The organism is Acinetobacter sp. YH12144, assembly GCF_013418345.1.
In the GTDB taxonomy this organism is placed as follows: Bacteria; Pseudomonadota; Gammaproteobacteria; order Pseudomonadales; family Moraxellaceae; genus Acinetobacter; species Acinetobacter amyesii.
Genome location: NZ_VPCD01000030.1, coordinates 1 through 24,138, shown reverse-complemented (window position 1 = coordinate 24,138; position 24,138 = coordinate 1). Strand labels below are relative to the sequence as shown.

Annotated in this window: 27 protein-coding genes and 1 pseudogene; 10 read left to right on the top strand and 18 right to left on the bottom strand. The window is 41.1% G+C overall.

Annotated elements, in window-relative coordinates; all coding sequences use genetic code 11:
• Window positions 1-221 precede the first annotated feature (221 nt).
• From FTU79_RS15440 to FTU79_RS15425, 4 genes are all read right to left on the bottom strand, one after another.
• Window positions 222-1,595: a dihydrolipoyl dehydrogenase gene (locus tag FTU79_RS15440; RefSeq protein ID WP_180051237.1), complete on the bottom strand. Its 1,374-nt coding sequence runs from the start codon at window positions 1,593-1,595 to the stop codon at window positions 222-224.
• Between the two features lie 85 nt (window positions 1,596-1,680).
• The gene (locus tag FTU79_RS15435) at window positions 1,681-2,868 is read right to left on the bottom strand and encodes a hypothetical protein (RefSeq protein WP_180051234.1); all 1,188 of its coding nucleotides are present in this window, start codon (window positions 2,866-2,868) and stop codon (window positions 1,681-1,683) included.
• A 203-nt stretch (window positions 2,869-3,071) separates the two neighbouring features.
• On the bottom strand, window positions 3,072-3,494 hold the full coding sequence (locus FTU79_RS15430; RefSeq protein WP_180051231.1) for a beta-lactamase hydrolase domain-containing protein: 423 nt from the start codon (window positions 3,492-3,494) through the stop codon (window positions 3,072-3,074).
• Window positions 3,487-3,822, bottom strand: a complete 336-nt coding sequence (locus tag FTU79_RS15425; RefSeq protein ID WP_078191321.1) for a TIGR01244 family sulfur transferase — start codon at window positions 3,820-3,822, stop codon at window positions 3,487-3,489. The genes FTU79_RS15430 and FTU79_RS15425 overlap by 8 nt, the downstream gene beginning before the upstream one ends.
• Window positions 3,823-3,946: 124 nt before the next feature.
• On the opposite strand from FTU79_RS15425, the gene FTU79_RS15420 reads away from it, so the two are divergent.
• Genes FTU79_RS15420 through FTU79_RS15410 form a run of 3 tightly spaced genes read left to right on the top strand, consistent with a single transcriptional unit; the run spans window position 3,947 to window position 5,716 of the window.
• Window positions 3,947-4,843, top strand: coding sequence for an alpha/beta hydrolase (locus tag FTU79_RS15420; RefSeq protein WP_180051228.1), 897 nt, complete (start codon window positions 3,947-3,949; stop codon window positions 4,841-4,843).
• Entirely contained in the window at window positions 4,844-5,275 is a 432-nt protein-coding gene (trxC, locus tag FTU79_RS15415; protein ID WP_078191319.1) for a thioredoxin TrxC, read from the top strand.
• Between the two features lie 21 nt (window positions 5,276-5,296).
• Window positions 5,297-5,716, top strand: coding sequence for an acyl-CoA thioesterase (locus FTU79_RS15410; RefSeq protein ID WP_078191328.1), 420 nt, complete (start codon window positions 5,297-5,299; stop codon window positions 5,714-5,716).
• 63 nt (window positions 5,717-5,779) lie between these two features.
• On the opposite strand, the gene FTU79_RS15405 is transcribed toward FTU79_RS15410, so the two are convergent.
• From FTU79_RS15405 to FTU79_RS15395, 3 genes are all read right to left on the bottom strand, one after another.
• On the bottom strand, window positions 5,780-6,280 hold the full coding sequence (locus FTU79_RS15405; protein WP_180026772.1) for an ester cyclase: 501 nt from the start codon (window positions 6,278-6,280) through the stop codon (window positions 5,780-5,782).
• Window positions 6,281-6,412: 132 nt separating this feature from the next.
• A complete protein-coding gene (locus FTU79_RS15400; protein ID WP_180012065.1) occupies window positions 6,413-6,916 on the bottom strand; it encodes a DUF4442 domain-containing protein in 504 nt (167 codons plus the stop codon).
• A 27-nt stretch (window positions 6,917-6,943) separates the two neighbouring features.
• Window positions 6,944-7,432, bottom strand: coding sequence for a YajQ family cyclic di-GMP-binding protein (locus tag FTU79_RS15395; protein ID WP_078194203.1), 489 nt, complete (start codon window positions 7,430-7,432; stop codon window positions 6,944-6,946).
• A gap of 92 nt (window positions 7,433-7,524) precedes the next feature.
• On the opposite strand from FTU79_RS15395, the gene FTU79_RS15390 reads away from it, so the two are divergent.
• Complete coding sequence (locus tag FTU79_RS15390; protein WP_078194202.1) at window positions 7,525-7,839, top strand: rhodanese-like domain-containing protein; 315 nt, start codon at window positions 7,525-7,527, stop codon at window positions 7,837-7,839.
• A gap of 44 nt (window positions 7,840-7,883) precedes the next feature.
• Here FTU79_RS15390 and mnmC read toward each other — a convergent pair whose 3' ends face one another.
• The 4 genes from mnmC to FTU79_RS15370 are packed head-to-tail and all read right to left on the bottom strand — an operon-like array spanning window position 7,884 to window position 11,331.
• Entirely contained in the window at window positions 7,884-9,830 is a 1,947-nt protein-coding gene (mnmC, locus tag FTU79_RS15385; RefSeq protein ID WP_180051225.1) for an FAD-dependent 5-carboxymethylaminomethyl-2-thiouridine(34) oxidoreductase MnmC, read from the bottom strand.
• A gap of 37 nt (window positions 9,831-9,867) precedes the next feature.
• Entirely contained in the window at window positions 9,868-10,383 is a 516-nt protein-coding gene (locus FTU79_RS15380; protein WP_180051222.1) for a hypothetical protein, read from the bottom strand.
• A gap of 5 nt (window positions 10,384-10,388) precedes the next feature.
• Window positions 10,389-10,691, bottom strand: coding sequence for a YciI family protein (locus tag FTU79_RS15375; RefSeq protein ID WP_078191312.1), 303 nt, complete (start codon window positions 10,689-10,691; stop codon window positions 10,389-10,391).
• Window positions 10,692-10,719: 28 nt separating this feature from the next.
• On the bottom strand, window positions 10,720-11,331 hold the full coding sequence (locus FTU79_RS15370; protein ID WP_078191311.1) for an inner membrane-spanning protein YciB: 612 nt from the start codon (window positions 11,329-11,331) through the stop codon (window positions 10,720-10,722).
• Window positions 11,332-11,375: 44 nt separating this feature from the next.
• On the opposite strand from FTU79_RS15370, the gene FTU79_RS15365 reads away from it, so the two are divergent.
• Window positions 11,376-12,233: a PHP domain-containing protein gene (locus tag FTU79_RS15365; protein WP_111885437.1), complete on the top strand. Its 858-nt coding sequence runs from the start codon at window positions 11,376-11,378 to the stop codon at window positions 12,231-12,233.
• Here FTU79_RS15365 and FTU79_RS15360 read toward each other — a convergent pair.
• From FTU79_RS15360 to radC, 3 genes are all read right to left on the bottom strand, one after another.
• Window positions 12,220-13,269, bottom strand: coding sequence for a hypothetical protein (locus FTU79_RS15360; RefSeq protein WP_111885438.1), 1,050 nt, complete (start codon window positions 13,267-13,269; stop codon window positions 12,220-12,222). The genes FTU79_RS15365 and FTU79_RS15360 overlap by 14 nt on opposite strands.
• A 77-nt stretch (window positions 13,270-13,346) precedes the next feature.
• Window positions 13,347-14,258, bottom strand: coding sequence for a bestrophin family protein (locus FTU79_RS15355; RefSeq protein WP_078191309.1), 912 nt, complete (start codon window positions 14,256-14,258; stop codon window positions 13,347-13,349).
• Between the two features lie 75 nt (window positions 14,259-14,333).
• Complete coding sequence (gene radC, locus FTU79_RS15350) at window positions 14,334-15,035, bottom strand: DNA repair protein RadC (protein WP_111885439.1); 702 nt, start codon at window positions 15,033-15,035, stop codon at window positions 14,334-14,336.
• A gap of 112 nt (window positions 15,036-15,147) precedes the next feature.
• Here radC and coaBC point away from each other — a divergent pair, with 112 nt between their 5' ends.
• On the top strand, window positions 15,148-16,419 hold the full coding sequence (gene coaBC / locus FTU79_RS15345) for a bifunctional phosphopantothenoylcysteine decarboxylase/phosphopantothenate--cysteine ligase CoaBC (protein ID WP_180051219.1): 1,272 nt from the start codon (window positions 15,148-15,150) through the stop codon (window positions 16,417-16,419).
• 392 nt (window positions 16,420-16,811) lie between these two features.
• The gene (locus FTU79_RS15340) at window positions 16,812-17,330 is read left to right on the top strand and encodes an Asp-tRNA(Asn)/Glu-tRNA(Gln) amidotransferase subunit GatC (protein WP_180026766.1); all 519 of its coding nucleotides are present in this window, start codon (window positions 16,812-16,814) and stop codon (window positions 17,328-17,330) included.
• A gap of 118 nt (window positions 17,331-17,448) precedes the next feature.
• Here FTU79_RS15340 and dusA read toward each other — a convergent pair whose 3' ends face one another.
• Window positions 17,449-18,480, bottom strand: coding sequence for a tRNA dihydrouridine(20/20a) synthase DusA (dusA, locus tag FTU79_RS15335; RefSeq protein ID WP_180024574.1), 1,032 nt, complete (start codon window positions 18,478-18,480; stop codon window positions 17,449-17,451).
• 284 nt (window positions 18,481-18,764) lie between these two features.
• Between dusA and FTU79_RS15330 the strand changes: the two genes are divergently transcribed.
• The 3 genes from FTU79_RS15330 to FTU79_RS15320 all read left to right on the top strand — a co-directional run bounded on the left by FTU79_RS15330 (window position 18,765) and on the right by FTU79_RS15320 (window position 21,520).
• Entirely contained in the window at window positions 18,765-20,180 is a 1,416-nt protein-coding gene (locus FTU79_RS15330; protein WP_180051216.1) for a methylenetetrahydrofolate reductase C-terminal domain-containing protein, read from the top strand.
• A gap of 187 nt (window positions 20,181-20,367) precedes the next feature.
• Window positions 20,368-20,778: a hypothetical protein gene (locus FTU79_RS15325; RefSeq protein WP_180051241.1), complete on the top strand. Its 411-nt coding sequence runs from the start codon at window positions 20,368-20,370 to the stop codon at window positions 20,776-20,778.
• 97 nt (window positions 20,779-20,875) lie between these two features.
• The gene (locus FTU79_RS15320; RefSeq protein ID WP_180022580.1) at window positions 20,876-21,520 is read left to right on the top strand and encodes a HEPN domain-containing protein; all 645 of its coding nucleotides are present in this window, start codon (window positions 20,876-20,878) and stop codon (window positions 21,518-21,520) included.
• A gap of 52 nt (window positions 21,521-21,572) precedes the next feature.
• Here the strand turns inward: FTU79_RS15320 and FTU79_RS15315 are convergent, their stop codons facing one another.
• From FTU79_RS15315 to FTU79_RS15305, 3 genes and pseudogenes are all read right to left on the bottom strand, one after another.
• On the bottom strand, window positions 21,573-22,769 hold the full coding sequence (locus FTU79_RS15315) for an MFS transporter (RefSeq protein WP_180008993.1): 1,197 nt from the start codon (window positions 22,767-22,769) through the stop codon (window positions 21,573-21,575).
• 123 nt (window positions 22,770-22,892) lie between these two features.
• Window positions 22,893-23,810, bottom strand: coding sequence for a DMT family transporter (locus tag FTU79_RS15310; RefSeq protein ID WP_180004610.1), 918 nt, complete (start codon window positions 23,808-23,810; stop codon window positions 22,893-22,895).
• 219 nt (window positions 23,811-24,029) lie between these two features.
• Window positions 24,030-24,138, bottom strand: a pseudogene (locus FTU79_RS15305) (IS5/IS1182 family transposase); the annotation flags it as partial.

The following is a 24,138-nucleotide window of genomic DNA, read 5'->3' as shown; positions in this document are numbered from 1 at the left end:
CCGAACTCAGAAGTGAAACCTCTTAGCGCTGATGGTAGTGTGGGGTTACCCATGTGAGAGTAAGTCATCGCCAGCTCATTATTCGAAACACCCCCTGATATCTCAGGGGGTGTTTTTTTATGCGTGGGGAAAAAGAAAAAGGGAAAGGAAAAAGGATAGAGGGGGATACGGAAATTAAGCGTTGGATATCCAACGCTATAAGTTTACATAGAATGATAAAATTATCTTAACTGACGTCGTGCATGCTTTAATGCTGTTCTTAACCCTTCTTCTAAAGTTGGATGATAGAAAGGTTTATCCAAAATTTCATGTATGCTTAGTTCTTCTGAAATCATCCAAGCTAGCAAATGTGCTAAATGTTCAGCTTCTGCACAGAATAGCTCAGCTCCTAATAGTGTATGGTTAATTGTATCCACATATACTTCGGCAGCCCCTTTATTTTTAGCAGCAACAATCGCACGACCTTGTCTTTCGTAAGAAACGAAACCAATGACGAATTCTGTGTTTTTATCTTGTAGTTGCTTATAGCTTTGACCAATAGTTGCCATTTGTGGTGTAGAAAATAAGATGCCTAAAGGTGTTAGCGTCTTGATGGATTTAGTTTGTGGAAAATTTAAACAGTTTTGTACAGCAAACTTGCCTTCATGAGCTGCTTCGTGTTGGATAGGGGTATTGGTATGTGCATCACCGACGATAAAAATAGGATAATCTGCTAATTGCTTTGTATGAGGGTCGATCGGTAATTTTTTTAAATCTTTAAATTCGGCACTTATACGTTCTAAACCTAATGTATTTAATAATGTATGTCTGCCAGTTGCAGCTAAGACATAGTCAACTTGTAGCGTTTTTTGTACGTTTTCTTCAGTGTAGGTTAGATGAACTAGATCGCCTTCAACAGAGTAATGTTCAGGTAAAATTTCAAACTTTAGCTTTAACTCTTTACTTAATTCTTCCTGTGCGAGCTTTTGCAATATAGGGCTACTCAGTGAGCCAATTTTTCGACTACGTGCAAAAACGGTGGTGTTTATATTAAGCCGTGTTAAAGCCTGAGCTAATTCCAAAGCAATCACGCCACTTCCAATAACTGCGACAGATTTTGGGAGTTGTTCTAATTCAAATATCTGATCGGATGTAATTAATTTATCGCCTAATATTTGTTTTTGTTCAGTATCTATAGCAGGAGTTGTACCTACTGCAAGGATAAATGACTTGGCTTGATATGTTTGGTTATTTACTTGAATTGTATTTGAATCAATAAATTCAGCTTTTCCTGAAATTTTATGTTGGCTTGGCCAGCTTTTAACATCTTTTAACGTGGCTCTTGTAAAACGATCACGTAAGGTTTGAACATGTTGCATGACGCTAGAGGTATCAATTTCACTTTTGACATCTAGCCCTAAATTATCAGCATGTCCTATTTCGTACATACGGTTGGCAGTAGAGATAAGTATTTTACTGGGCATACAACCGACACGTGCACAGGTGGTGTCCCAAGGACCATCATTAATGATAAGAATATTTTGTGTTTTTTTAATTGCTTCTTTATAGGCTGAAATGCCTGCTGTTCCTGCACCGATAATGATGATGTCGTACATTTTTCTAAATTTCATTTTAAATAATTATAATTAAATATATAAAAAAACCCTCCATAAGGAAGGTTTTATTTCAAATACTTACATATTAATATTTAATGGATGTTGGTTGGCTCAAAGTTGTTGTAATAACGCCGTTATTATTCACTGATTGTCCTTCAAAAGTAATATTATTGAAAATATGTTTAAATTTGAGTACTGTGCCATTTAAAGAATTTTTAAATGTAAAAATATTAGTACCTTCTAAATAAATACTTCCAGAAAAATTTTGGGAATTTGAATTTGGAGTTTCATTTTCTATTCGACTACCAGAAATTGTTGAAATGCTTGGGATATCTAATACTTGCACGGAATTAGATTTAATTCGATAAGTAGCAAGAGTAGATGGATTCCCTGGCAATGAATTAATAGTGAAAGAAACTGATTCGACTTCAGGTGTATTTGGGTTGTCATTTGTTAGAACCTCAAATGACGAGTTATTTTGTAATACAAACAGTTCCCCATCTGTTGATGTTGGGTCTTTATAGATGCTTAACGCACCCTTAGTTTCAGTTGTTTCGTCTTCATATGTTAATGTTACTTGATATTCACTATCTGTTTCATTCATTGAAACGATTCTTAACTGCTCTGTCTGACTTAAACCCCAACTTTGTTTATAAGGGTAGCCAAATACACCAGTAACCCAAATATCATTATATTTTTTATCAGTATTGCGATTATCAAAAATGATAATCATCGTTTTTCCAGTAAATGCATCAATTTGTTCTTGTGATAGTTTCATACCTGAAACTTCATCATCATTAACATCAAAGTCCCAGTTATTATATTTTTGAGGATTTACGCTATTTAGCGCAGTTTTAATTTGTTCGTCACCAAAAAGGATATAACAACCTGTATTTGCATATGTACCTGAATCCATACATTTTTCACGATAAAAAAATGCCGTTTTATCTTTGTCGAATAATTTTTTTGCATCTAGAGCTATTTGTAATGGACCTTGCGCAAATGTATCCATTGAATGATCAATATAGCCTTTTGCTGTTGATGCATCGTTAGGATCATAATTACCGAATAAATATTGCCCTTCACGTTTTAGAATATCTAACTGTGCTTTTGCAATTTCAGTTGGGGTTGTTGTACCACCATTGTTATTATTATTGTTTTGATTAGAAGAATCTGTTCCTTCGTTATTAAAATATCCATCACTACCACCACCACCACAAGCTGTAAGTATAGTGGCTAAAGTAAGTACAAGTGTCCCTTGAACGAATTTCATGAAGTACCCCAAAATAGTTATTTATGTATAGAAAAAGTTATATTGCGTAAAGATACCACACATAAAAAATGGCGCAAATAGCGCCATCTTTATATTCGTCATTTTATAGTGCAGTCCCGACACTTACACCAACGGTTGGACGTACATTCATAGAATTACACCCTGTTAGCAACAACGTTGTAAATAAAACTACAAACACGAATTTAGTCATTGAGCAAACCTTGAGCCTTAGCTTGATTGAAAAGAGATGTCGAACGAGAGCCGCTGCGACAAATCATCAAAATGGGTTTAGGGAGCTCATTATAATATTTGGCAAATTCCTTCACGTCTGTTTGAAAAATTTTACCACTTTGCACAGGTTGATACACAACACTCACATGAGACTTTTCAGCAATCCCTCTTAACTGTAAAACAGTCACTTCATTGCCCGCCTCACTATCTGGTCGATTCACAATCACAGATTTAAATTTAAGTTGCTTGAGTAAACTTGAAAATTTATCTGTGGTCATTTGTCCAGAGACACTTAAATTTGCATTTAAAGGCTGACTGCTATTATCTGCATATGTAGGTGCTGGAAAGATGCATGTTGCGATCAATAAAGCTTTTTGAATGAAAGCCTTAGTCATCCAAAAGATCCATCTGTTTTGCTAGTTGATATAGGTTATTTGAACGGTTACCTGTACGACAGAACATGAGTACTGGCTTTGGCAATTCATTAAAATGATTAGCAAAGTTACGGACATCTAGCTCAGAAATTTGACCCGCAACAACAGGTTGATGAACATAGTCTAAACCAGCGCTACGAGCTGCTTCTTCAATTTGAGCACTGGTTGGTTGCTCAGGACCACCTTCCATGTCAGGGCGGTTATTGATAATCGATTTAAAGCCTTTTTCAACCACTTGCGCTACATGTTCTGGGCCGATTTGACCTGCAAAACCAACATTTTCGCTCATTGAGTCACTCCATAATTTAATTCATAGATTTATGCTTTATGATAGCATTAAGCACAAACTTGAGCAGAATGTTCTTAAATTTTTATAAGCGATTACAACCATAAAATAACGCAATGGAGCGCGTATGCACGCCTATACAGTCGAACCACTGTATGTCAAAAGCGGACAAGATGTTATAGCTGCTGACTTTTATCGTCCAAAATCTGTTGAAAAACCTGCAGTCATTCTCATGGCACATGGTTTGGCGGCATTACGCCAGTTTAAATTAGTGCAATATGCCAAGCGCTTTGTACAAGCGGGCTATGCTGTCGTGTTGTTTGACTATCGCTATTGGGGGGGTAGCACGGGGCGTCCGAGAGAATTAGTGAACCTTAAAGCTCAACTTGAAGATTGGCGGACCATGATCGATCATTTACAGCAGCGTAAATCGATTGATTCAAGGCGCATTGTATTATGGGGAACATCGCTGAGTGGTGGCTATGTACTCAGTTTGGCGGCAGAGCTTAAAAATATTAAAGCGGTGATGGTACAAGTTCCATTTGTCGACGGCGCTGAAAGTGCAAAATTGTATCCCCTACAGCAATTACCCAAAGCATTAAAATTATCAAGTCAGGACTATATGGGCTCAAAAGTTGGGATGAGCCCAACGACTTTGCCTGTAGTTCATCCACATCGATTGTGTTTTTTACAGTCTGAAGACAGTTATGCGGGCTATTTATCGATTGTAAATCCTGATTTTTATTGGAGTGGCGAAATTCCGGCTCGGGCCTTTTTTAAATTAATTCGTTATCGTCCAATATTGGATGTCCGTAAAATTAGCATACCAGTACTTTTTATTGCAGCCAAAGAAGATGGTTTGATTCCCATCGAATCAAGCCGAGAAACTGCGACCAATATTGCACCGTATGTGCAATATTATGAGTGGGAAATGCAACATTTTGATATTTATCATGGGCAATGGTTTGAAAAAGCCATGGCAACCCAATTAGAATTTTTACATCAACATGTTGGAGTCAGCTAAATGATCGTTGTGTGTCCTGAATGTGGTGCAAAAAACCGTGTACCTGAAGAAAAACTCGAAGTTGGACCTGCATGTGGTCAATGTCATCAAGCATTGATTCCATTGGCGCCCATCGAGTTGAATGAAAAGAACTTTGCCAACTTTATTAGCAATAGTGATTTACCTGTGCTGATCGATTTATGGGCTGAATGGTGTGGACCATGTAAGATGATGGCGCCACACTTTGCACAAGTTGCAAAATCTAATCCGAAGGTGGTTTTTGCCAAAATTGATACCGAAGCAAACCCTCGATTGAGCGGTGCATTTAATGTTCGTAGTATTCCTACACTGGTTTTGATGAATAAAACCAACGAAATTGCTAGAATAAGCGGTGCAATGCGTGCTGGTGAGTTACAACAATGGCTCAATCAGCAGTTAAATCTACCTCAATAAATGTCAGCGCCAGGAGCTAAAGTGTCAGAAACTCATGTAAAACCTGAAGGAACGCTTTCCCTACAAACCATCGCGATGCCTGCAGACACCAACTGGAGTGGTGATGTTTTCGGTGGTTGGATCGTGTCACAAATGGACTTGGCCGGTGCAATTCACGCAGAGCGTTTCAGTCAAGGACGCTGTGCAACGATTTCAATTAACCAAATGACCTTCCTCGTTCCTGTGAAAGTCGGGGATGTCATCAGTGTATATACCAAAATTTTAAAAGTGGGTAATACCTCTATCCAAATGCAGATTGAAGTTTGGGATAGTCACGACAGTTCACGTGATCCAATTCGCGTAACCGAAGGTGTATTTACATTTGTCGCTGTCGATGTGAAAGGTGCTAAGCGTCAAATTCCTGCGGATGCAAAAGCTAAATTTGCTGCAGATCAAGCTTAATTAAAGTAAGACAAAAAAAGCCGCTCAATCGAGTGGCTTTTTTTATGAATAGTGGCTGAGAAATTAAAACATCGTGTTTGAGTTGGCACTGGTTTCAGGAATGCTTTGTTGCACATCCCAATGTTCAACAATTTTGCCATTTTCAACACGGAAGATATCAATAATGGCTTCTCCGCGGTCTTGCTTATTTTGCGTAGAATGCACATGTAAATAGACCAAATCACCTTCGGCAGCGGCACGTTTGATCTGGTTTTTTGCTTCAGGATTTTGTTTAAAATACTGGGTAAAATAATCGACAAAAGGCGCTTTGCCATCAGGTACATGCGGATTATGTTGAATATATTGATTGCCAATATATCGGTCAGCATATGTCTTAACCTGATGTTTAAGAAAGACACCTTCATAAAAATCAATCACGATTTTCTTATTTTCCGCTGCTTGGCTGGTTTGAATATTGCTATCAGCCGCTTGATTTGGAGTCGTTGGCGTTGCAGGAATAGTACTTTGACATGCAGTTAAAAAAACCGCCATGCCGATGAATGAAAGGAGAATGATTTTTTTCATAAAGTGCTCAATATATTTGTGTCGTGCAAGCATATTGAGCGGAATTACTGCGTATAAATAGTAAAAAACAGTCTTGATTTTGCTGAAATTTGGTAAAACTTATACTTACCTAAAAGTAAGTTTTATTTACATTTATTTATTTTTCAGAGCGGATTTTGCCACCCACGCCCAAAGCATTTCACATTGAATCGGTGCTTCACCAGATTCATCGGTGACTAAGACCTGTACTAAGGTTTCACCTTTTTCTGTGCTTTGCATTTGTCGTTGCTGTTCGGGTGTAAGCGTTGCGATGGCTTTCATCCCACCTTGGGTTGGACGTTTAAAATCAACTTTGAAACTTTTAATTAGGACAATGGCGCTATCAGGGACGTTCATTGCTGTGACAAAACCTGTGGCTGTTTCTGCGATCAGCGCCATGGCACAGGCATGTACTTGCCCGATATGGTTTTGCATCGCCTTATGATTGGCGATGCTCACCTCAACACGCTCAGGGCTGACATGTTGATATTGGATTTTAGCCGTTCCAACCATGGGCACGACACGACCAAAAGCTCGACTGAGCAAACGACTTTGAATACCTTTGGGTAATTTAGAGCTTGCTTTGACCAGTTTATTTAGACGATTTGGACGTGCCATATTGACCTCAATGGCAGTTGTGCTGCCTTAATCTTTAAAGTTGTTAAATTGAAGCGGCACACCAAACTGTTGCTCTTTTAAGAACGCCATCACTTGTTGCAAAGTGTCACGTTTCTTGTCAGTCACACGAATTTTGTCGCCTTGAATAGAAGATTGCACTTTAATGCCGCTTTCTTTAATGGCTTTATTGATTTTTTTTGCAGTATCAGAGTCAAGACCGTCTTTTAGTTTGATCACTTGAATGACGTTTTTACCAGAAGCCGTCATTTTTTGTGGATCGAGTGCTTGAATGTCGACTTTACGTTTGAAGAAATGATTTTCGAGCATGGTATACACTTGCTCACATTGGAAATCGCTTTCTGTTGAGATTTTGATTTCCTTATTTTTCTCATTTAACTCAATTGAAACGTCTTGACCACGGAAGTCAAAACGCGTCGCAATTTCTTTTTGCGTGTTTTGAACTGCATGATTTACTTCAAAAACTTCTAATTCGGAAACAATATCAAAAGAAGGCATAGATTAGACCTTTACAAAGGGAAAGAATATCTGAGATGCTAGGGATGTTTTCTTCATTTGCCAAGTGTTGTTTACATCAAAAGGAGTGCGCAATGATCCGTAAACAAGAAATTACAACATTTGAGTTCCCAGAAGACTCGATTATCTGGGATGTTCGCGATGCAAGTGCTTATGCTGAAGCACATGTGAAAGGTGCGGTTAACCGACCGATCAACGCATTGTCATCAGATGCACTGACTCAGGTGTCAACGGATCAACCCATTTACATTTTATGTGGTGGCGGAAGTAAAGCTCCACGTGCAGCAGAGTTACTAGAGGGTTTTGACAGCTCACGTGAATATGTAATCTTAATGGGCGGCACGCGTGCTGCTCGTGATGCCGGTCTTCCTTTGGAACAAGGGAAATAAGATCGAATCAAAAAAAGCGCCGAAAGGCGCTTTTTTATTGCAAGTTATTTTTCTTGAGGTGGTGCTGAGGGCACCTGACCTTGAAAATAAGGTTTCTTGGTTTTTTGTTTCGCTTTGGCGCGTCGTATAAAACGTGCTGCATGAATTTTATCGAGTAGCTGTGTTGGAATAGGGCAGGCTTCTTTTAAGACTAGCGCGGCAATGATTTCACTACAGAGCGGTGCATACAGGAAACCTTTAGAACCGAGTCCACTACAGCTATAAATGTGCTGATCTTCATGGACTGCACCAATTACCGGGAAAAAGTCTTTCGTCTGTGCGCGAATCGCAGCACGTCCATGCCATTGCTCAATCGGTGCTAAGGTTTTGGCAAAGTCAGGGAACACACTGTGGATAAGTTCATAGTTATGCACATGGTCTTCGGTGAGAACGTCGGTGTCATCACGGCCGGGATAAAATGACGCGCCCATAATCATCTGTTCGGCATCCAGTTGCATACAATAGCCTCCATAACTATAGGCGGTATGCATATCCATTTGTTGAGCGGGGTTGTTCAACCAACTGACTTGTCCACGAATGGCACGCAGCTCTGGATAATCTGTTTGTAGCTGCATACTTTCACGTGCTGCACAGAGAATGACATGTTCGACAGATGGAAGCTGCTGATCCTGTGTAAATAGCGCAACGCCATTTTGTTGCTGCTCAATGCGTTGAATATCTGCTTGTAACAATTCAATGTGCGGATGTGCCAAGATTTGGTCACGAAGCTGATGTGGACTGACCGCGCCTGCTTGTTTGAGGAGCAGGGTTGGAAATGCTGAAGCTAATTGATTTGGCGTGCCTTCTTCAGCAGCTAACACCTCTGAAGGATAAGCTTGAGCTAAATCAAGGTATTCTGCTTTATTTTTTAAAATAGATTGGTGAATCTGTAAGGGACGAAATGCCTTGAAGTTTTGATAATGCTTGAGCGCATATAACCAACTGAGGGTCATCAGATGCTCAGCACTTTGTTCAATTGGACAGAGTTTAGGGTTGAGTAGAGCAAGAGGATTACCCGACCCACCGCTGAGTGGTGCTGATTTCTCGTAAATACGCACTTGATGCCCGCGTTGAGCAAATGCCCAAGCACAGCTTAAACCTGCGATGCCAGCGCCAATAATTGCGATTTGACGAGGGTTATGACCTACAGTGATTTCAGAATTTTTTTTTTCGTCTAAAGTGGGAAGGTTAGCAACTTCGGATTGATCATCTGATCTTTCAGGTACGAGCCAAAAAGCTTTGAGCATTTCACGCTTATGAGCAAAGCCACGTGGTCGTGTAATGGTAATACCATGCTCACGTAAGCCGCGTTTCAGTACACCTGCCACACTAAATGAGGCGAAGGTCGTCCCAATGTCCGATAGACGCACGATATTTTTGAGTACGTTTTCTTCCCACATGTCAGGATTACAGGCGGGTGCAAAACCGTCCAAGAACCATGCATTGACTGTAGCAGTTTTTGCCATGACAGGAAAAACGTCGTGTGCATCGCCTAACCAAAGATCAATCGAAAAACGCTCTTCTGGAAAATTGAGTCGATGACATCCCGCAATGGGTTCAGGATATTGCGCAATCAGTTGCTGTGCCAAAGGCTGTAATTCAGGCCATGCATTTAATGCACGAATGAGGTCTGCTTTAGATAAAGGGAATTTTTCTACAGAAATAGCATGCAGATGACTGTGATTATCTGGACGAACCTGTTGCCATAATTGCCACAAGGCCAAAATATTTAAGCCTGTACCAAAACCTGTTTCGCCGACACTGAAATATTCAAAATCAGTCAGTGCCGCAAGGCGAGTGTCGAGGTCATTCCCTTTTAAAAACACATGACGTGTTTCGAGTAGGCCGTTATCCTTCGAAAAATACACATCACCAAACTGTTTAGACACTGGAATATCAATGCCATCGATCATTTGCCAATCGAGATCGGCAGTCTGAATTGCACCTGACAAAACTCAAGCAACCTTTAAATTGAAGTAGAAAAACGAATTACCATTGACGACGACGTTTGGTATAGACGTAACTGGCCAATAAGAAACCTAAAATCACGCCAACACCAAGTGTGGTCCCGCCATATAAAAACATCTGCGCGCTACGTTCACTTTGTAGCACTTGTACTTGTACGCCCAAGCTATCATTTTTAAGTTGTAATTCTTGGTTTTGCGCCAAGGCTTCAAGGTTAGCTTTTTCTAACTGTTGTAAACGTACAGATTGGTCTTTGACCATCGCTTTGACTTTGGCATCTTGCAGTGCTTTATTTTTTGCCAGTTGTTCAATGGTCAATGGATTTGCATCTTGAGGTTGACCATTGGGATTGACAGTTGCCGCCACTTTAATGATGCCCGGTTTATTGGCAGGAATGGTATGCGGCACAGAATTGGGAGGAGGTGTTGCAGTCGTTGCTTGAGCAGCAGGGGCTACAGCAGGTGCAGGAGCCGATTCTTCAGCCCATGCAGTTGAACAAATTAAAGATAAGCCCAGTAAACTAGAAACAACGACGCGCATGAACCTTATCCTTTAGGAAATGCTTTGTTAAATGGTTTGACATCAATTTGGCCATAAACCCCTTCTTTGAGGAAAGGTTCATCTGCCAACCATTGGTCTAGGGCTTCACGACTATCAAAATCGACAATGATCGTACTGCCATAAAAACCAGCTTGCGGGTTTGCCGGATCTTTAGGCATCGCACCTGCAACAATCAGACGACCTTCATCATCAAGTTTTTGTAGACGTTCAAGATGTTGAGGACGAACCGCAAGGCGCTTTTCCACTGTACCTTCATTATCTGTACAGCTTACGACGAATAATGGCATGACTTTTCCTGATTTTTGACCGAATGGATTATTCTGAGGTCTTAAAGTATTTACGTAATACAATAAACTGAATAATGATAAAGGAAAACATCACGATCATGTCACCAAAAGCAGTGAATTCACCCCAATATTTTCCGTCTGCAAACAAATAAGCGAAAAAGGTGTGTAAACATGACATCACCACGAACATTGCAGCCCATGCATAGTTCAATCGTTTCCAACCGACAGCGGTTAAATTTAAGACTGGACCAAATAAACGTTCGATGAGTGGTTTCTTATCTTTACTAAACAGTGGAGAAAGTAAAAACGCCCCAGCAAACACTAAGTTCAGTAAAACGGCTTTTAACCGAATATAAAAATCATCGCTTAGCATCAGGGTAATACCACCAAAAATCACGGTCATGAACAACACAATCCATTGTTGTTTATCTAGACGGAATTTTTGCATGACAAACAATGCACCATAAACCACAAGCATGGAAATGATGAGACCTGATGTTGCCACAAGAATGTTATTGTTATCGACACCCCCAGCAGAACCAATTAATTGTAATAATGGGTGCTGCGTATCTTTTGGATCTACAGTTTTATATAAATAAAAGAAAATAATGAGTGGCACAAAGTCTAAAAGTGCTTTCATGTTAGAGTATCTAAATCTGATCAAATAAATGACATAGTATAGAGATGCAAGGCGTAGATTTACATACACACAGTAATATTTCTGATGGTACTTTGTCACCAGAGGCTCTGGTGCAGGCCGCAAGTGCTATTGGAATTCATACGCTGGCTTTGACTGATCACGATACGATGGACGGTTTGTTGGCTGCAGAGCAGGTTGCGCATGAATTAAAGCTGCAATTAATCTCTGGTGTGGAGATTTCTAGCCAGTGGTCGAGACCTGCGACCAAAAAAAGTTATGGTGTGCATATCGTCGCTTTAAATATGCAAAATCCTGCGCCCTTACAAGCCTTATTAATGGATCAAAAGCGTATTCGAGCGGAACGTGCTCGGCAGATTTGTGACTTACTGATACCGTTAATTGGTCAAGATATTTATAGCGATGTGGTTGCCAAAGTCGACCATATTCCAGATCGGGTAACACGTACCCATATTGCCAAAACTTTGGTGGAAAAGGGGGTAGTTTCACGTCCACAACAAGCTTTTGATAAATATATTAAAGAAGGCAAAAAAGCTTTTGTAAAATTTGAAGGTCCGAGTCTTGTTGAGACCATTGAGGTGATTCATGCCAGTGGTGGCTTTGCAGTGTTAGCGCATCCAACGCGTTATGATTTATCTGCGACCAATATTCGTTATTTGATTGAAATCTTTGCTGAAGCGGGCGGTGATGCAGTGGAATTACCACCGGCAATTGAGCCATTATCGACTCGTCAAATGGTGGATCGTATGATTGCTGCCTTTAACTTAAAAGTTTCTGTTGGGAGTGATTTTCATGGTGACAATATGCCATGGATCAAACTCGGCAACATCCCTCGAGTGAAAGAAGGGCAAGTTGGAATCTGGGACAGTTTTAAGTCACATTGACATCAGGATCTTCGATAAACGGTGAAGTTCGATAATGCTGAATGTTACGGTAAAGCAGATAGAGGCAGCCCACGGCAACGCATGCCCAGAACCATGCCTTGAACAAAAACGCGATGATAAAAACACTGATGGCGATTATGCACAACAGTAGACTTGTCACGCGTTGAGGATGCCTCTTGGTCAGCAAGGCAGATTGCATGGTAGGTTGATGTTTAAAATTGCGATAAGGAATAAAATCAATGGCGCTTGAGAGTGCCAATTCGAGTTTATCAAAATGCCGTGCCTGTGAACTGATACGATAGCTCTGCCCATAACTGGTTTTCAGTTTGAGGAGATAACCGGGTTGATCTTCTTCACGAACGGCATGAATTTCCGATAAATAAGGTAAATCCAACGTAAGCCGTGTTGGAATCTGCTCAAAATAGATATTCCCCGTATAGGGCATGGCAAAGTAGTTTTTCATTTGATGAAAATCATCAAGCTGATCATGCGCATATAACTGCACGATGGTGCGCGTACGTGCCAAATAATGCACCCAAATCTGTTGCCCAATGAGGGCAGAATTCAATTGCACATGAATGTTTAAAAACAAAGTACTCGCAAAGACTTGATGGAGATCGACGCTAAACCATTTCGCCTCTTCAAGTTCATTGAGCTTTAAGAGCAATTGTTGCTGTTTGCCTTGCCACCAATGTTCACGGACCTCTCGATAATCCACAATCACAGCATCTGAACTGCGTAAGGCGTGTTCTTTTAAATCCAAAGCCAATTTGGGATCAATCAAATGCTGTTGAATCCAAAATGGAAATTTGATTCTTTGCGATTTGTCACGAAATATACTGATGACAAATAGAGCACTCATCAGGAATAAGAATTGCCAATTGCTTTGCCATGATGTGAATAATATGCCTTGCCATGCTAGGAGTAATGCGATGCTAAACAGCAACACAACGAACATGAAAATCACAGCAAGCGCTTTGCAAGGATGCAGAATCGGTTGTGGCTTATAAGTGAAAATCCGTTTTTTTATTTTCATGATTTTTCCTTATTATGGGTGTTGTATGGATCATGGATCTGAATGCGATCCGTGCATTCAGGCGAAACGCATACCAATTATAATAAATTATGATCTTTAGCTTGAATCGGTGGTGGGGTGGGTTTTCCTAAAGTTCCAAGAAGTTCAATTTCAATAGTACGCACCATCGAGTCCAATGGAAGGTCATTACTTTGTGTACCAAAGGGCTCTTCAATCTCAGAACTCAGCGCATCTAAGCCTAAAAAGGTATAGGCCAAAATCCCGACCAAAAGGGGGGTCGCAAGGCCTAAAGTAGAACCCAAGCTAAAGGGTAAGACAAAACAGAAAAAATAAACGGTTCGATTCAGCAAGACTGAATACGCAAACGGTAATGGCGTGGTGGCAATACGGTCACAGCCGGTTTGTACGGTGCTGAGTTCCATCACATGCTGATTCATCTGGGTATAAATAATATCTGAAATCTCACCATCTTTGAGCGCTTGCATTAGCTCCCATTGAATCAAACTCAACGTGTACTGCGGTGCATTGGCCTGTTGGTATAACTGGGTGATGGCATTCGCACTCATGCCGCTGGTTTCAACCAGTTCAGTGGGATTGGCGGTTTGATGGCGGAGTCGGTCACGTAAAACGTTGGCAAAGACGATCACATGTTGAATCACACGTTCACGACGGCCTTGACTGAGTAAACGGCAGTCACGGTCAAAATGTCGCGCGTTGGCAATCAAAATGCCCCATAAACGCCGAGCTTCCCACCAACGGTCATAGCAGGCTGAGTTTTTAAAGCCCAAGAAAATCGACAGCACGACACCAATTAGGGTAAAGCCGACCAAAGGAAATTCGGTAAAATGGAAGATATCGACATAGGATAAGCCGCCCACAATGGCAGACAGCAACATAACGATCCCGAGCGGCGGTAAAACCTTAGGTAAAATCGTTCCTCGCCAAGAAAATAGCAGTTTAAAAATACTCGGTTGGTCACGGACGATCATGTTCGAATGATAATTTCTAGTTTTAAAAAATTATGATGATCTTCGGGTTTGCTCAAGCACTTGTCAATAACTGTTTCATGCAGATGAGTGTGCTTGGAGCAAGCCATGTTCAGCAAAGGAAAAACTCCCTTCTGTTGAGATAATGCAATGATCGATCAGTCGAATTTCCACCAGCTGACAAGCCTGCTGAATGAGTCGAGTCAATTCAAGATCGGCAGCAGAAGGTTCTGCACGACCGAAAGGATGATTATGTGCAATGACAATACTGCTGGCATGTTCAGAAATGACATAACGCAGCAGTTGATTGATGGAAATTTCACAGGTATTGAGGCTGCCATAAAAAAGTTTTTTAAAGTTTATTTTTCTTAAATGCGCATCTAGACAGAGCACGCCAAAGACTTCTTGACGTTCCGCTAAAAATTCAAAGCGAAGAAAATTTTGTAATTGTTCAGAATGTTGCAATTCTAAGGCTTCATTTTGAAAATGTTGACTCACATAGCGTTTACCGAGTTCTTTTACCGCCATGAGCTGCGCATATTTACTGTTTCCGATGCCATGAAACTGGCGCAAATCCTCAAGTGACGCATTCATTAGCGCTTGCAACTGACCAAAATGTTGGATCAGGAGTCGTGCGAGTTCGACAGCAGAGTGCTGCTGGGAACCAGAGCGTAGGAAAATAGCCAGTAGCTCAGCATCGGATAAACTTTGTGCGCCTTTTTGAATCAGGCGCTCACGTGGGCGCTCTTGTTCAGGCCAATTTTTAATTGAATTATTCATTATTCTTAGACTTTTTTATTATCAGTCAATCGGCTTTTTCACAGCAGATTGTTGGGTCAGTGCATATTTAATGCTATTGTGAGCGCCACTGCAACAGATAGGTAGCCTGTTCGTGAGCTTTGATTTAAGTGTAATGCCCACAAAAAATATTCTTTTAGGTGTCACTGGTGGTATCGCAGCCTATAAAAGTGCCATTCTTGTCCGTCGGTTAAAAGATGCTGGATTTGATGTGCGCGTGGTGATGACTCAAGGTGCGCAAGCCTTTGTGACCCCGCTAACGTTTCAGGCGCTTTCAGGTAACCCTGTGCATACCGAATTACTCAATCCAGAAGCAGAAGCGGGCATGGGACATATTGAATTGGCACGTTGGGCTGATTTGGTGTTGGTTGCTCCTGCAAGTTGCGACACGCTGGCAAAATTTGCGGCGGGTTTAGCAGATGATCTTCTTTCGACACTTTATCTTGCGACAAAAGCACCCGTCTGGGTTGCCCCAGCGATGAATCAGCAAATGTGGGCAGCCAAAGCGACACAGCGTAATTTAAATACACTGGTTGAAGATGGCGTACATGTGATCATGCCCGATGCCGGTTCTCAAGCCTGTGGAGATGTAGGCTTAGGACGTATGCCTGAGCCAGAAGATTTGGCGGATCAAGTGACGGCCTATTTTCATCAAGCACAGCGAGCTATTGCTGAAAAATTTGGCATGCTTGCAGGCAAGCATGTGGCGATTACAGCTGGTCCTACACGTGAGTCGATAGATCCTGTACGTTATATTTCCAACCACAGCACAGGTAAAATGGGTTTCGCACTGGCAGCGGCTTGTTATGCAGCTGGGGCTAAAGTAACGCTGATCGCAGGACCCGTAAGTTTAGATACACCAAATGGTGTACGACGGATTAATGTGCAGTCTGCAATTAAAATGTTAGAGACCAGTCTGCAAATGTTAGATGAAGGCTGTGATATTTTTATCGCAACAGCAGCTGTTGCCGATTATCGCGTGGCAGAAGTTGCAGAGCATAAAATCAAAAAAGCTGGCGATGAACTCAATGTGGCTTTAATTAAAAATCCAGATATCGTTGCAACGATTGCGCAGCAGTCAAAACGTCCATTTATGGTTGGATTTGCCGCCGAGACACGCAATGTCGAAGAGTATGCTGCCGGCAAACTTGTGGCGAAAAAACTCGATATGATTGCGTGCAATGATGTCTCACGTAAAGACATTGGTTTTGCTTCAGACGAAAATGCCATGACTGTGTTCTTCGCCGATCAATATCAAATGGAAAAGCGTGATTTAGAGAAAGCGTCAAAACAAGAAATTGCACAGCAATTGGTGGAAGCCATACATGATGCGCTACATCATGAGTCTGAAACGGACGATGAATAATTTCAGTTGATTCCTTAAAAATCCCCGCAATGTTTGGGGATTTTTTTTATGGCGCTTTTACGATGTTTTGTTTAAGGCTCTATATTGAAAAAATCACAATAGGATCGTTTTGATGTTGAAACTTTGACGGCTAGGAAACTATTACCAAAATGGTCATTTTCAACAAAAATATGTCAGCAATAGACCAAGGCTGTCAGTGTTTTAAAACAGTAAAAATGCAATTTAAGTGATTGATATCAAAATTAAATATAAAATTGAGAAATCTTGATAATTTGGCTTGTACTGTGTGTTTTATTGGCTATTATGAAGCAAACAATGAGGAATGTTTGGATCGCAATCTGTGATCGGTCTGACTTTTTCATCAAGAATAAATGCATCATGGGGGATGCAATATGTTTCGATGGCTCACCATTTTTTTACTGTTGAGTTTGGCTGGCTGTAGCTATTTTGTCTCGACAGATGAATTATCTCGGCAGATTGAGCAGCAGATGCAGCACGAGTTTGATCAGAATCCAGATTATCGGCAGTACCATTTACGGATTCAAAATATAAAAGTGTTAGAGCGTAAGGGATTAAGTTTTAAGGCTCAGGCGACATTGCAATACGATGGTCAGCCTTATACAGTTTTGGTCGATATTTACAAAGACCTGCAAGGCTATGCATGGAAAATAGATGAAGAACAATTTGCCTTCATTGACGAAGCTGAAATTGCAAAATATCAGGCGCAGTTAGATCAAGAGTTGAATCATTTGGTTGAAGAATTGGAACAACCAACCGAGGAGGTTGAGCCTGTTACATCGGCGCCTGAGAGCTATGTGGGTTTACGTGAGGAAGAAGATCCATCAGATTATCAATGGACTGGCTATGATGAGCCTTTTCCCAAGGGGAACATTACGGTCAATAGTCATTGAGTGATGATGTGACTTTTTAGATGATTTAGCTGAGTTGTGACGATGTTGCTAAACACGTACTTGGTGAGGCATGACGAATAAAAAAGCCCGCAAAATAGCGGGCTTTTACTTTATAGAATTAATCTTCTAAAACGACTTTAGGATGATCACGTAAATAGTCTTCTGTACGTTGCATTGCATCTTTAATATTTTGGATGGCATTTTCCACATCGGCAAAGGTTTTGGCATTGCCACCACTTAAAGCCTGACGCCATTTTCGAGCACCTGGTAGATTTTGGAATAAACCTAAAATATGACGGGTAATGATAGAAAGCGGCGCACCTTCTTCCATGCGTTTAGCAATATATGGCAGCATTTGATCGATAATATCGAAACGGTTGGGTAGTTCGAGATCCCAAAGCTGACCGATCTCAGCCAATAAATACGGGTTGTGATAAGCCTCACGGCCAATCATCACGCCATCAACATGTTGTAAATGTTGCTGTGTTTCAGCAAAGGTTTTCACCCCGCCATTAATTTCGATCAATAAATTTGGACGTTCTTGTTTCAGACGATAAACATCTTCATAACGTAAAGGTGGCACATCACGGTTTTCTTTTGGCGACAAACCTTGCAGCAGGGCAATACGGGCATGCACGATAAAATTGTTACAGCCAGTCTTTGCAACCGTATCAACAAAATGCAGCATTTCTTCATAAGACTGCATGTCATCAATCCCGATGCGGTGTTTCACGGTCACTGGAATATCAACAGCATTTCGCATTTCAGTAATACATTCTGCAACCAAATCAGGCTCTGCCATCAAGCATGCGCCAATTTTATTGTTCTGAACGCGGTCACTCGGACAGCCGACATTGAGGTTTACTTCATCATAGCCCCAGTCCTGTGCCATCTTGGTACAGGTCGCTAAATCTTTGGGATTTGAACCACCAAGCTGTAACACAATCGGGTGTTCTTCGTTGTTATAGTCCAAATGACGATTCGCACCGCCAAATAAAATCGCACCTGTGGTGACCATCTCGGTGTAGAGAATCACATTGGGATTAAATAAGCGTGCAAAGAAACGATAGTCACGAGTCGTCCAATCCATCATTGGCGCAACACTAATTCGTGGTTGAAGTTTATTTTCAATGGGTTGGAGATCAGTCATTAAAAAAACACGCCTTAAAAGAACAAGATGGAAGAACGAAATGGAAAATGGTGAAGAAATACCAAAAGCTGTCTGAAATACGATGAAAAAAACCGCATTTCAAGACGCGCGCAATATTAGCATAAATTGTGGTTTGGGGCATGGTCTTGCTAGCGTGACATATTCAAGGTCAGGCTAGAAAAAGTCGGAAGTGTGGCTTAAGTAATTTAAATTTTTATGTGATTAATCTATAATTTTATAAACTTTATTGTATGGTTTCTTAGCAGATTTGACTGCCTGCCTTTATGTCTTTATTTTCCCAATATCTATTGCAACGCCAGTTTTGTATCTCGTTTGAATATCTAACGACGCAAAAAACGCATCTGGTCCCAACGACATTTGCAGGCTTTCCTGTGTGCATGACATTGGCTGACCGAGTACAAAGTGACACGGATATTGCTCCTTTAGAAGCAATGCAAGACTACCCTCAAAGCAAAGAAAAAATTCTGCATTATTCGGGGAAAGGTCGAGATATCTCAGATTTTCAAACTTTTCTGAAAGATGCTCAGCAGCACGGGGTAGAGAATTTACTTTTGCTCAGTGGTGATAAACTCAAGCAGCATCAGGATGGGGCAAATGATCCGACTCTACGGAGCCGTTATTTAGAGTCGGTCAATCAAGTCATGGCAGCCAAAGACTATGGCGGGTTTTATTTAGGGGTAGCATTTAATCCTTTTAAATATGCAGAAGCAGAAAAGGATGCGCAGTTTTTTAAACTGAATAAAAAAATTCAAGCTGGCGCTGACTATGTGATTACACAGTTGGGCTTTGACATGGATGTGTTGAGCAGTTACCAACACTATATGCAGCAATACTATCCACATGTACCTGTATTGGCGTGTGTCATGCCGCTGACATTTGCCCGTGCCCGCTTTATGGCCAAGCAAAAAGTCGCAGGCATCGTGCTTTCAGCAGATGTATTAAATTTTTTGCAACAAGAACAGCAAACTGATGCCATACAAGCTGAACAAAATGTCTATGCCCGATGCGCTTTACAAATTTTAATGTGTCAGCATTTGGGCTATGCAGGGGTTCATTTATCAGCTTGCCATAAAGTGGAAGAGCAAGAGAAGTTGCAAAAAGCAATTTTGCAATTTGCCACATTAACGTTTGAACAGTGTTTAGCAAAATGGAAAATGCTTTGGCGCTCTAGTGTAGATGTGAACTTCCACCCGACGGGCGCAAATAACCATAAGGCTCCAGTTGAACAAGTTTTGAAATATAAAAGTATGCATGTCATGCATGAGTTATTTTTTAGTTCAAAACTGGCCAAAGGGGTGGGATCTTATATTTTTGCGGCCAAATTATGGCAAAAACCGAAAGCTGATGCAGCCTTGCTGAAAACAGAATTTATCAGTAAACATGGCATCGTGGGCTGTGAAAGTTGCGGACAATGTCGTTTAGGTGAAACCTTGTATATTTGCCCAGAAACCTGCCCCAAAGGATTAGCCAATGGACCCTGTGGTGGCTCCAACCTTGACCGCTGTGAGTTTGAAGACCGTGAGTGTATACACTCGGTCAAAGCGCGGTTGGCGAAAGCCGTGGGTCAAGAAAAAATGCTGAAGCAAGAGCTCATCCCTACCGTTGCAATTGAAACTCGGCACAGTAGCTCTTGGAAAAACTGGTTTGTTCCACCGAATTCGTCACCAACAAAACAATAATTAACTTAAAGCATTATTCAGTCTGAAACCTTCATAAATGTGAATCTTTCAAGCGCTAATCATTCTAAAAATCAGACGAATAGTCGTATAAAAAAATGAAAAAGATGAAAGAAACAATTAAGATCAACAGCAGATGAAAATCAAAAATTAAAAATAGAAATTTGAAGAATTTGGGGAATACCACATGATGAAAAAAACCTGCTTAGGATTAGCTTTAGTTTTCACATTATCAGGCACAACAGGCTGTTCAGTTGTCATGGCAAGCAAGCAGCCGAGCAAGAAAAATACCGAAATGATTCAACAAGGGCTGTCTCGTAACTTGGTGATTGCTGAATTTGGCGCACCGATCACCTCTGAATATAAAAATGGCAAACGCCATGAAATTTATACCTTTACCCAAGGTTATTCGACTGCCAGTAAAGTGGGGCGTGCGTTTTGGCATGGTGCGGCAGATGTGGCGACTGTGGGTTTATGGGAGCTTTTCGGAACACCTGCCGAATCCGTTTTTAATGGAAAGAAAATGTCTTATGAATTGATTTTTGATGAAAATGATCAGTTAGAACGTTATACCTATCTCACACAAGATGAGACCAAATAGTTGAATACAGAGATATTTTGATTGCATGCCGGTAAACAATTGCGCTAAGTTCAAATGGTAGAAAAATAAACGAATTATCCATTGGAATTTAGCAGGCATGATGCTACTTGAAGAAATATTTAAAAGTAAAAAGTCGGAACATACCGACCAATTTAATTTACGCATTCATCGAGGTTTAAGTTGGCTGAAAAAGTCAATTGATCTTCAAGATGATCTCGATTTGCAATTTATAAGTTTGTGGGTGTCCTTCAACGCAATATATGCGCAAGACTTACAGATTGCGCAGGACAAGCAAAGCTTAAGGCAGTTTTTATATGTGATCTGCCAAAAGGATGCAGAGCATAAAATCTACAATATTTTATGGGAACGTTTTAGTCAGCCGATACGGTTGTTTTTGGATAATCCCTATGTTTATCAGGGATTTTGGGATTATCAAAATCAAAAAATTAGCCATGACGCATGCAAAGAGGGCTTGGCGCATGAAAAACAAAAAGTACTGCACGCGCTTAAAGAAAAAGATTCCGTTGATATTTTAATGGTGCTGTTCAATCGCATGTATACGCTACGCAATCAAATGGTTCATGGCGGCGCGACCTATAAAAGTTCGGTCAATCGGAAACAGCTTCAAGACGGCTGCACAATACTGTTGGCACTCTTACCGGTGTTTATGGTGATTCTTTTGGAAAATGCAGAAACCTTGGATTTAGGCAAACCCTTTTATCCTGTGGTGCAGGTCAGTTAATTTGTAAAAATAAAGCCACTTATTGTGGCTTTATTGCGGTGATGAATACTTCTCATTGTGGATATTTTAGTTGCCGCGAAGTATAGAGTTGATCGATCAATACAAAAAAACCAGAAGCAATCACTAAGGCAATCCCTGTCATGCAGGTGGTGGTCCAGCCGCCATGATGCCATGCAAATACGCCCAAAGCTGAACCACATGCACCACCGACAAAATAAAAAGTCATGTAAATTGAATTGATTCGAGAGCGTGCAATCGGGTTGAGTTGGAAAATAATATTTTGATTACAGCTATGCACCATTGCCAAACCTAGATTGATTAAACCATAGCCCAAAATATAAAAAGCTATAGATGATCCACCCAAATACAGCAGTCCCCAACTGAGGGCCAAGATGCTGCAACCGAGCCAAGTTAATTTTCGGTTGAAACCCAAATCCGCCCAACGCCCAATCCACTGTGTCGATAGGGCACCAAATACACCAACTAAAGTCACAACACCGACCCAAACATCGGCCAATTGAAAAGGTGGCTCAGTCAGTAACATGGCAATGGTGGAAAACAGCATACTCATCGCGGCAAAGACACAGCCTCCAATTAGAGAACGGAAAATTAACCGTGGCTCATGTTTGAGTAATGCGCCCATTGACTGGAAAACTTGGCTGTAGGGCATCCGTGTGATGCTGACCACGGGCAGACGTTTTTTGAGTAAGAGTGCTAATACCAACATCAAGAGCGCACTGAGGATGTAAATCGATTTCCAATGAAACAGATAGGACAATAAGCCAGAGAGACTGGTCGATAACAGAATGCCGACCAATAACCCACTCATTAAAAAGCCAACAACTGCCCCAATTTTTTCAGGTCGTATCGCAACAGTGACCAAAGGGATAAGAACCTGAGCAGCCACTGAAAATAGCCCCGTGATAATGGTTCCTGCCCAAAGCATGTATAGATTGGTCGAAAAAGCACAGAGGGCTAAACCGACAGTCGCACCAAGCATGAGTAATGGAATAAATTTGGCTTTATTCACAATATCGCCAATCGGCACAATAAACAGTAGACCCAAAGCATAAGAAATTTGCGCAAAGGTGACGGTTAGCGCAACTTCAGATTGTGGAATTTGAAAGCTCTGTTGGATAGAAGCCACTAAAGGTTGGCAATAATAATTGGCACCCGCACATAAACCACATGCAGCAGCCATAAGCCACAACAGGGTTTTATCATGGCTAATGTCGATCGAGGCTTTCATAAATTGTCCAGATATTGGGCGGAAGCGTATGCAAAGAATTTGCTGCCACGCTGTTGTGGTCACTATAAGGAAAATCAAACAGGTCTTAAAGTGTTTCTCTGTGAATTGTATCCACGCACGCGTTTAGGATTTCTTACTGAGACTGATCATCAAGACACCCAGCATATTCAGACCGCAACCGACCCATTGCCATAGGTTTAAGTGTTCATTCAATAAAGCGACGGCCAGTAAAATCGTTAAAATGGGCCCGATAGATGCAATCATGGCCGATTGTGCAGCCCCAAGTCGGACGATACTTTGCATCATCAAAATGGTTGGAAGCACGGTTACCAATAGTCCTAGCGCTAAACCATACAGCCAGACTTGACTCGGGAGTTGTTGGAGCAAGGCGATAGGCTGTGGTGTTGCAAATAGAAAATGAATAATCGTCCCAACGCAGGCTATGCTCAGGGCTAGACCAGTAAAGTGTAAAGAACCAAACTTTTGCATGAGGCCTGGCGTGAGTAATAAGTAAATTGCAAATAACACGGCACTGGCAAAAACCAAACTACATCCGAGCCAAAAATACTGATCATGTGGTGTGGTACTTTGTTCTTGTAGCATCACTAACACTGTCCCGCCATAACTTAAAATCAGGGCAAGGATGGTTTTAAAACTCAGTGGCTTTTTGAATAAAACAGCGGAAGCCAGTACAGTTAATGTGGGATACAGGAAAAGTATAATTCGTTCAAGCGAAGCACTGATATACATCAAGCCACGGAAGTCGAGCCAACTCGAAAAGTAATAGCCGATTAGACCGGAAATGAGCAAGAGCACCCAATCTTTTCGTTGAATCGTTTGATAAGAACGTCGACTCAGCCATGCAATGACCAAGAAAAACGGCAATGCACTCATCATGCGTAAAGCCATGAGGACTGTGGCATCGACAAGAGGAGAAAGTGCATAGGCTTGCTTAATAAAAATCGCTTTGGTACTAAACAAGAAGGCAGCAATCAGTGCAAAAATTGCACCGATGAAGTGCGGACTAAGGTTTCTTGACATAAGTGACGGTGTGCCTCATGACGACTGAATGAATTCGACAGCATTGTTCTGATAAGTTTGAACTGTCATTTTGATTATAAAAAATGCATCGTGCGAGTAAAAATGCAAAAAAAGAATAGTACTTATTCCTTTATGCATAAGGGATTGCTAGATCAAACATGAAAAACAGCGGAAGAAATGACCAATTTGGTTTTGAATTTTTTAGGGGCTGTTGACATTTTATAATGGTAGCCAGATAAATATACAGGCTAGAGCAACTGAGTTTTCATAATTTCGCTTTAGCTTATCGTAACGAGTGGCAATTCCTCTGAAATGTTTTAATCTGGCA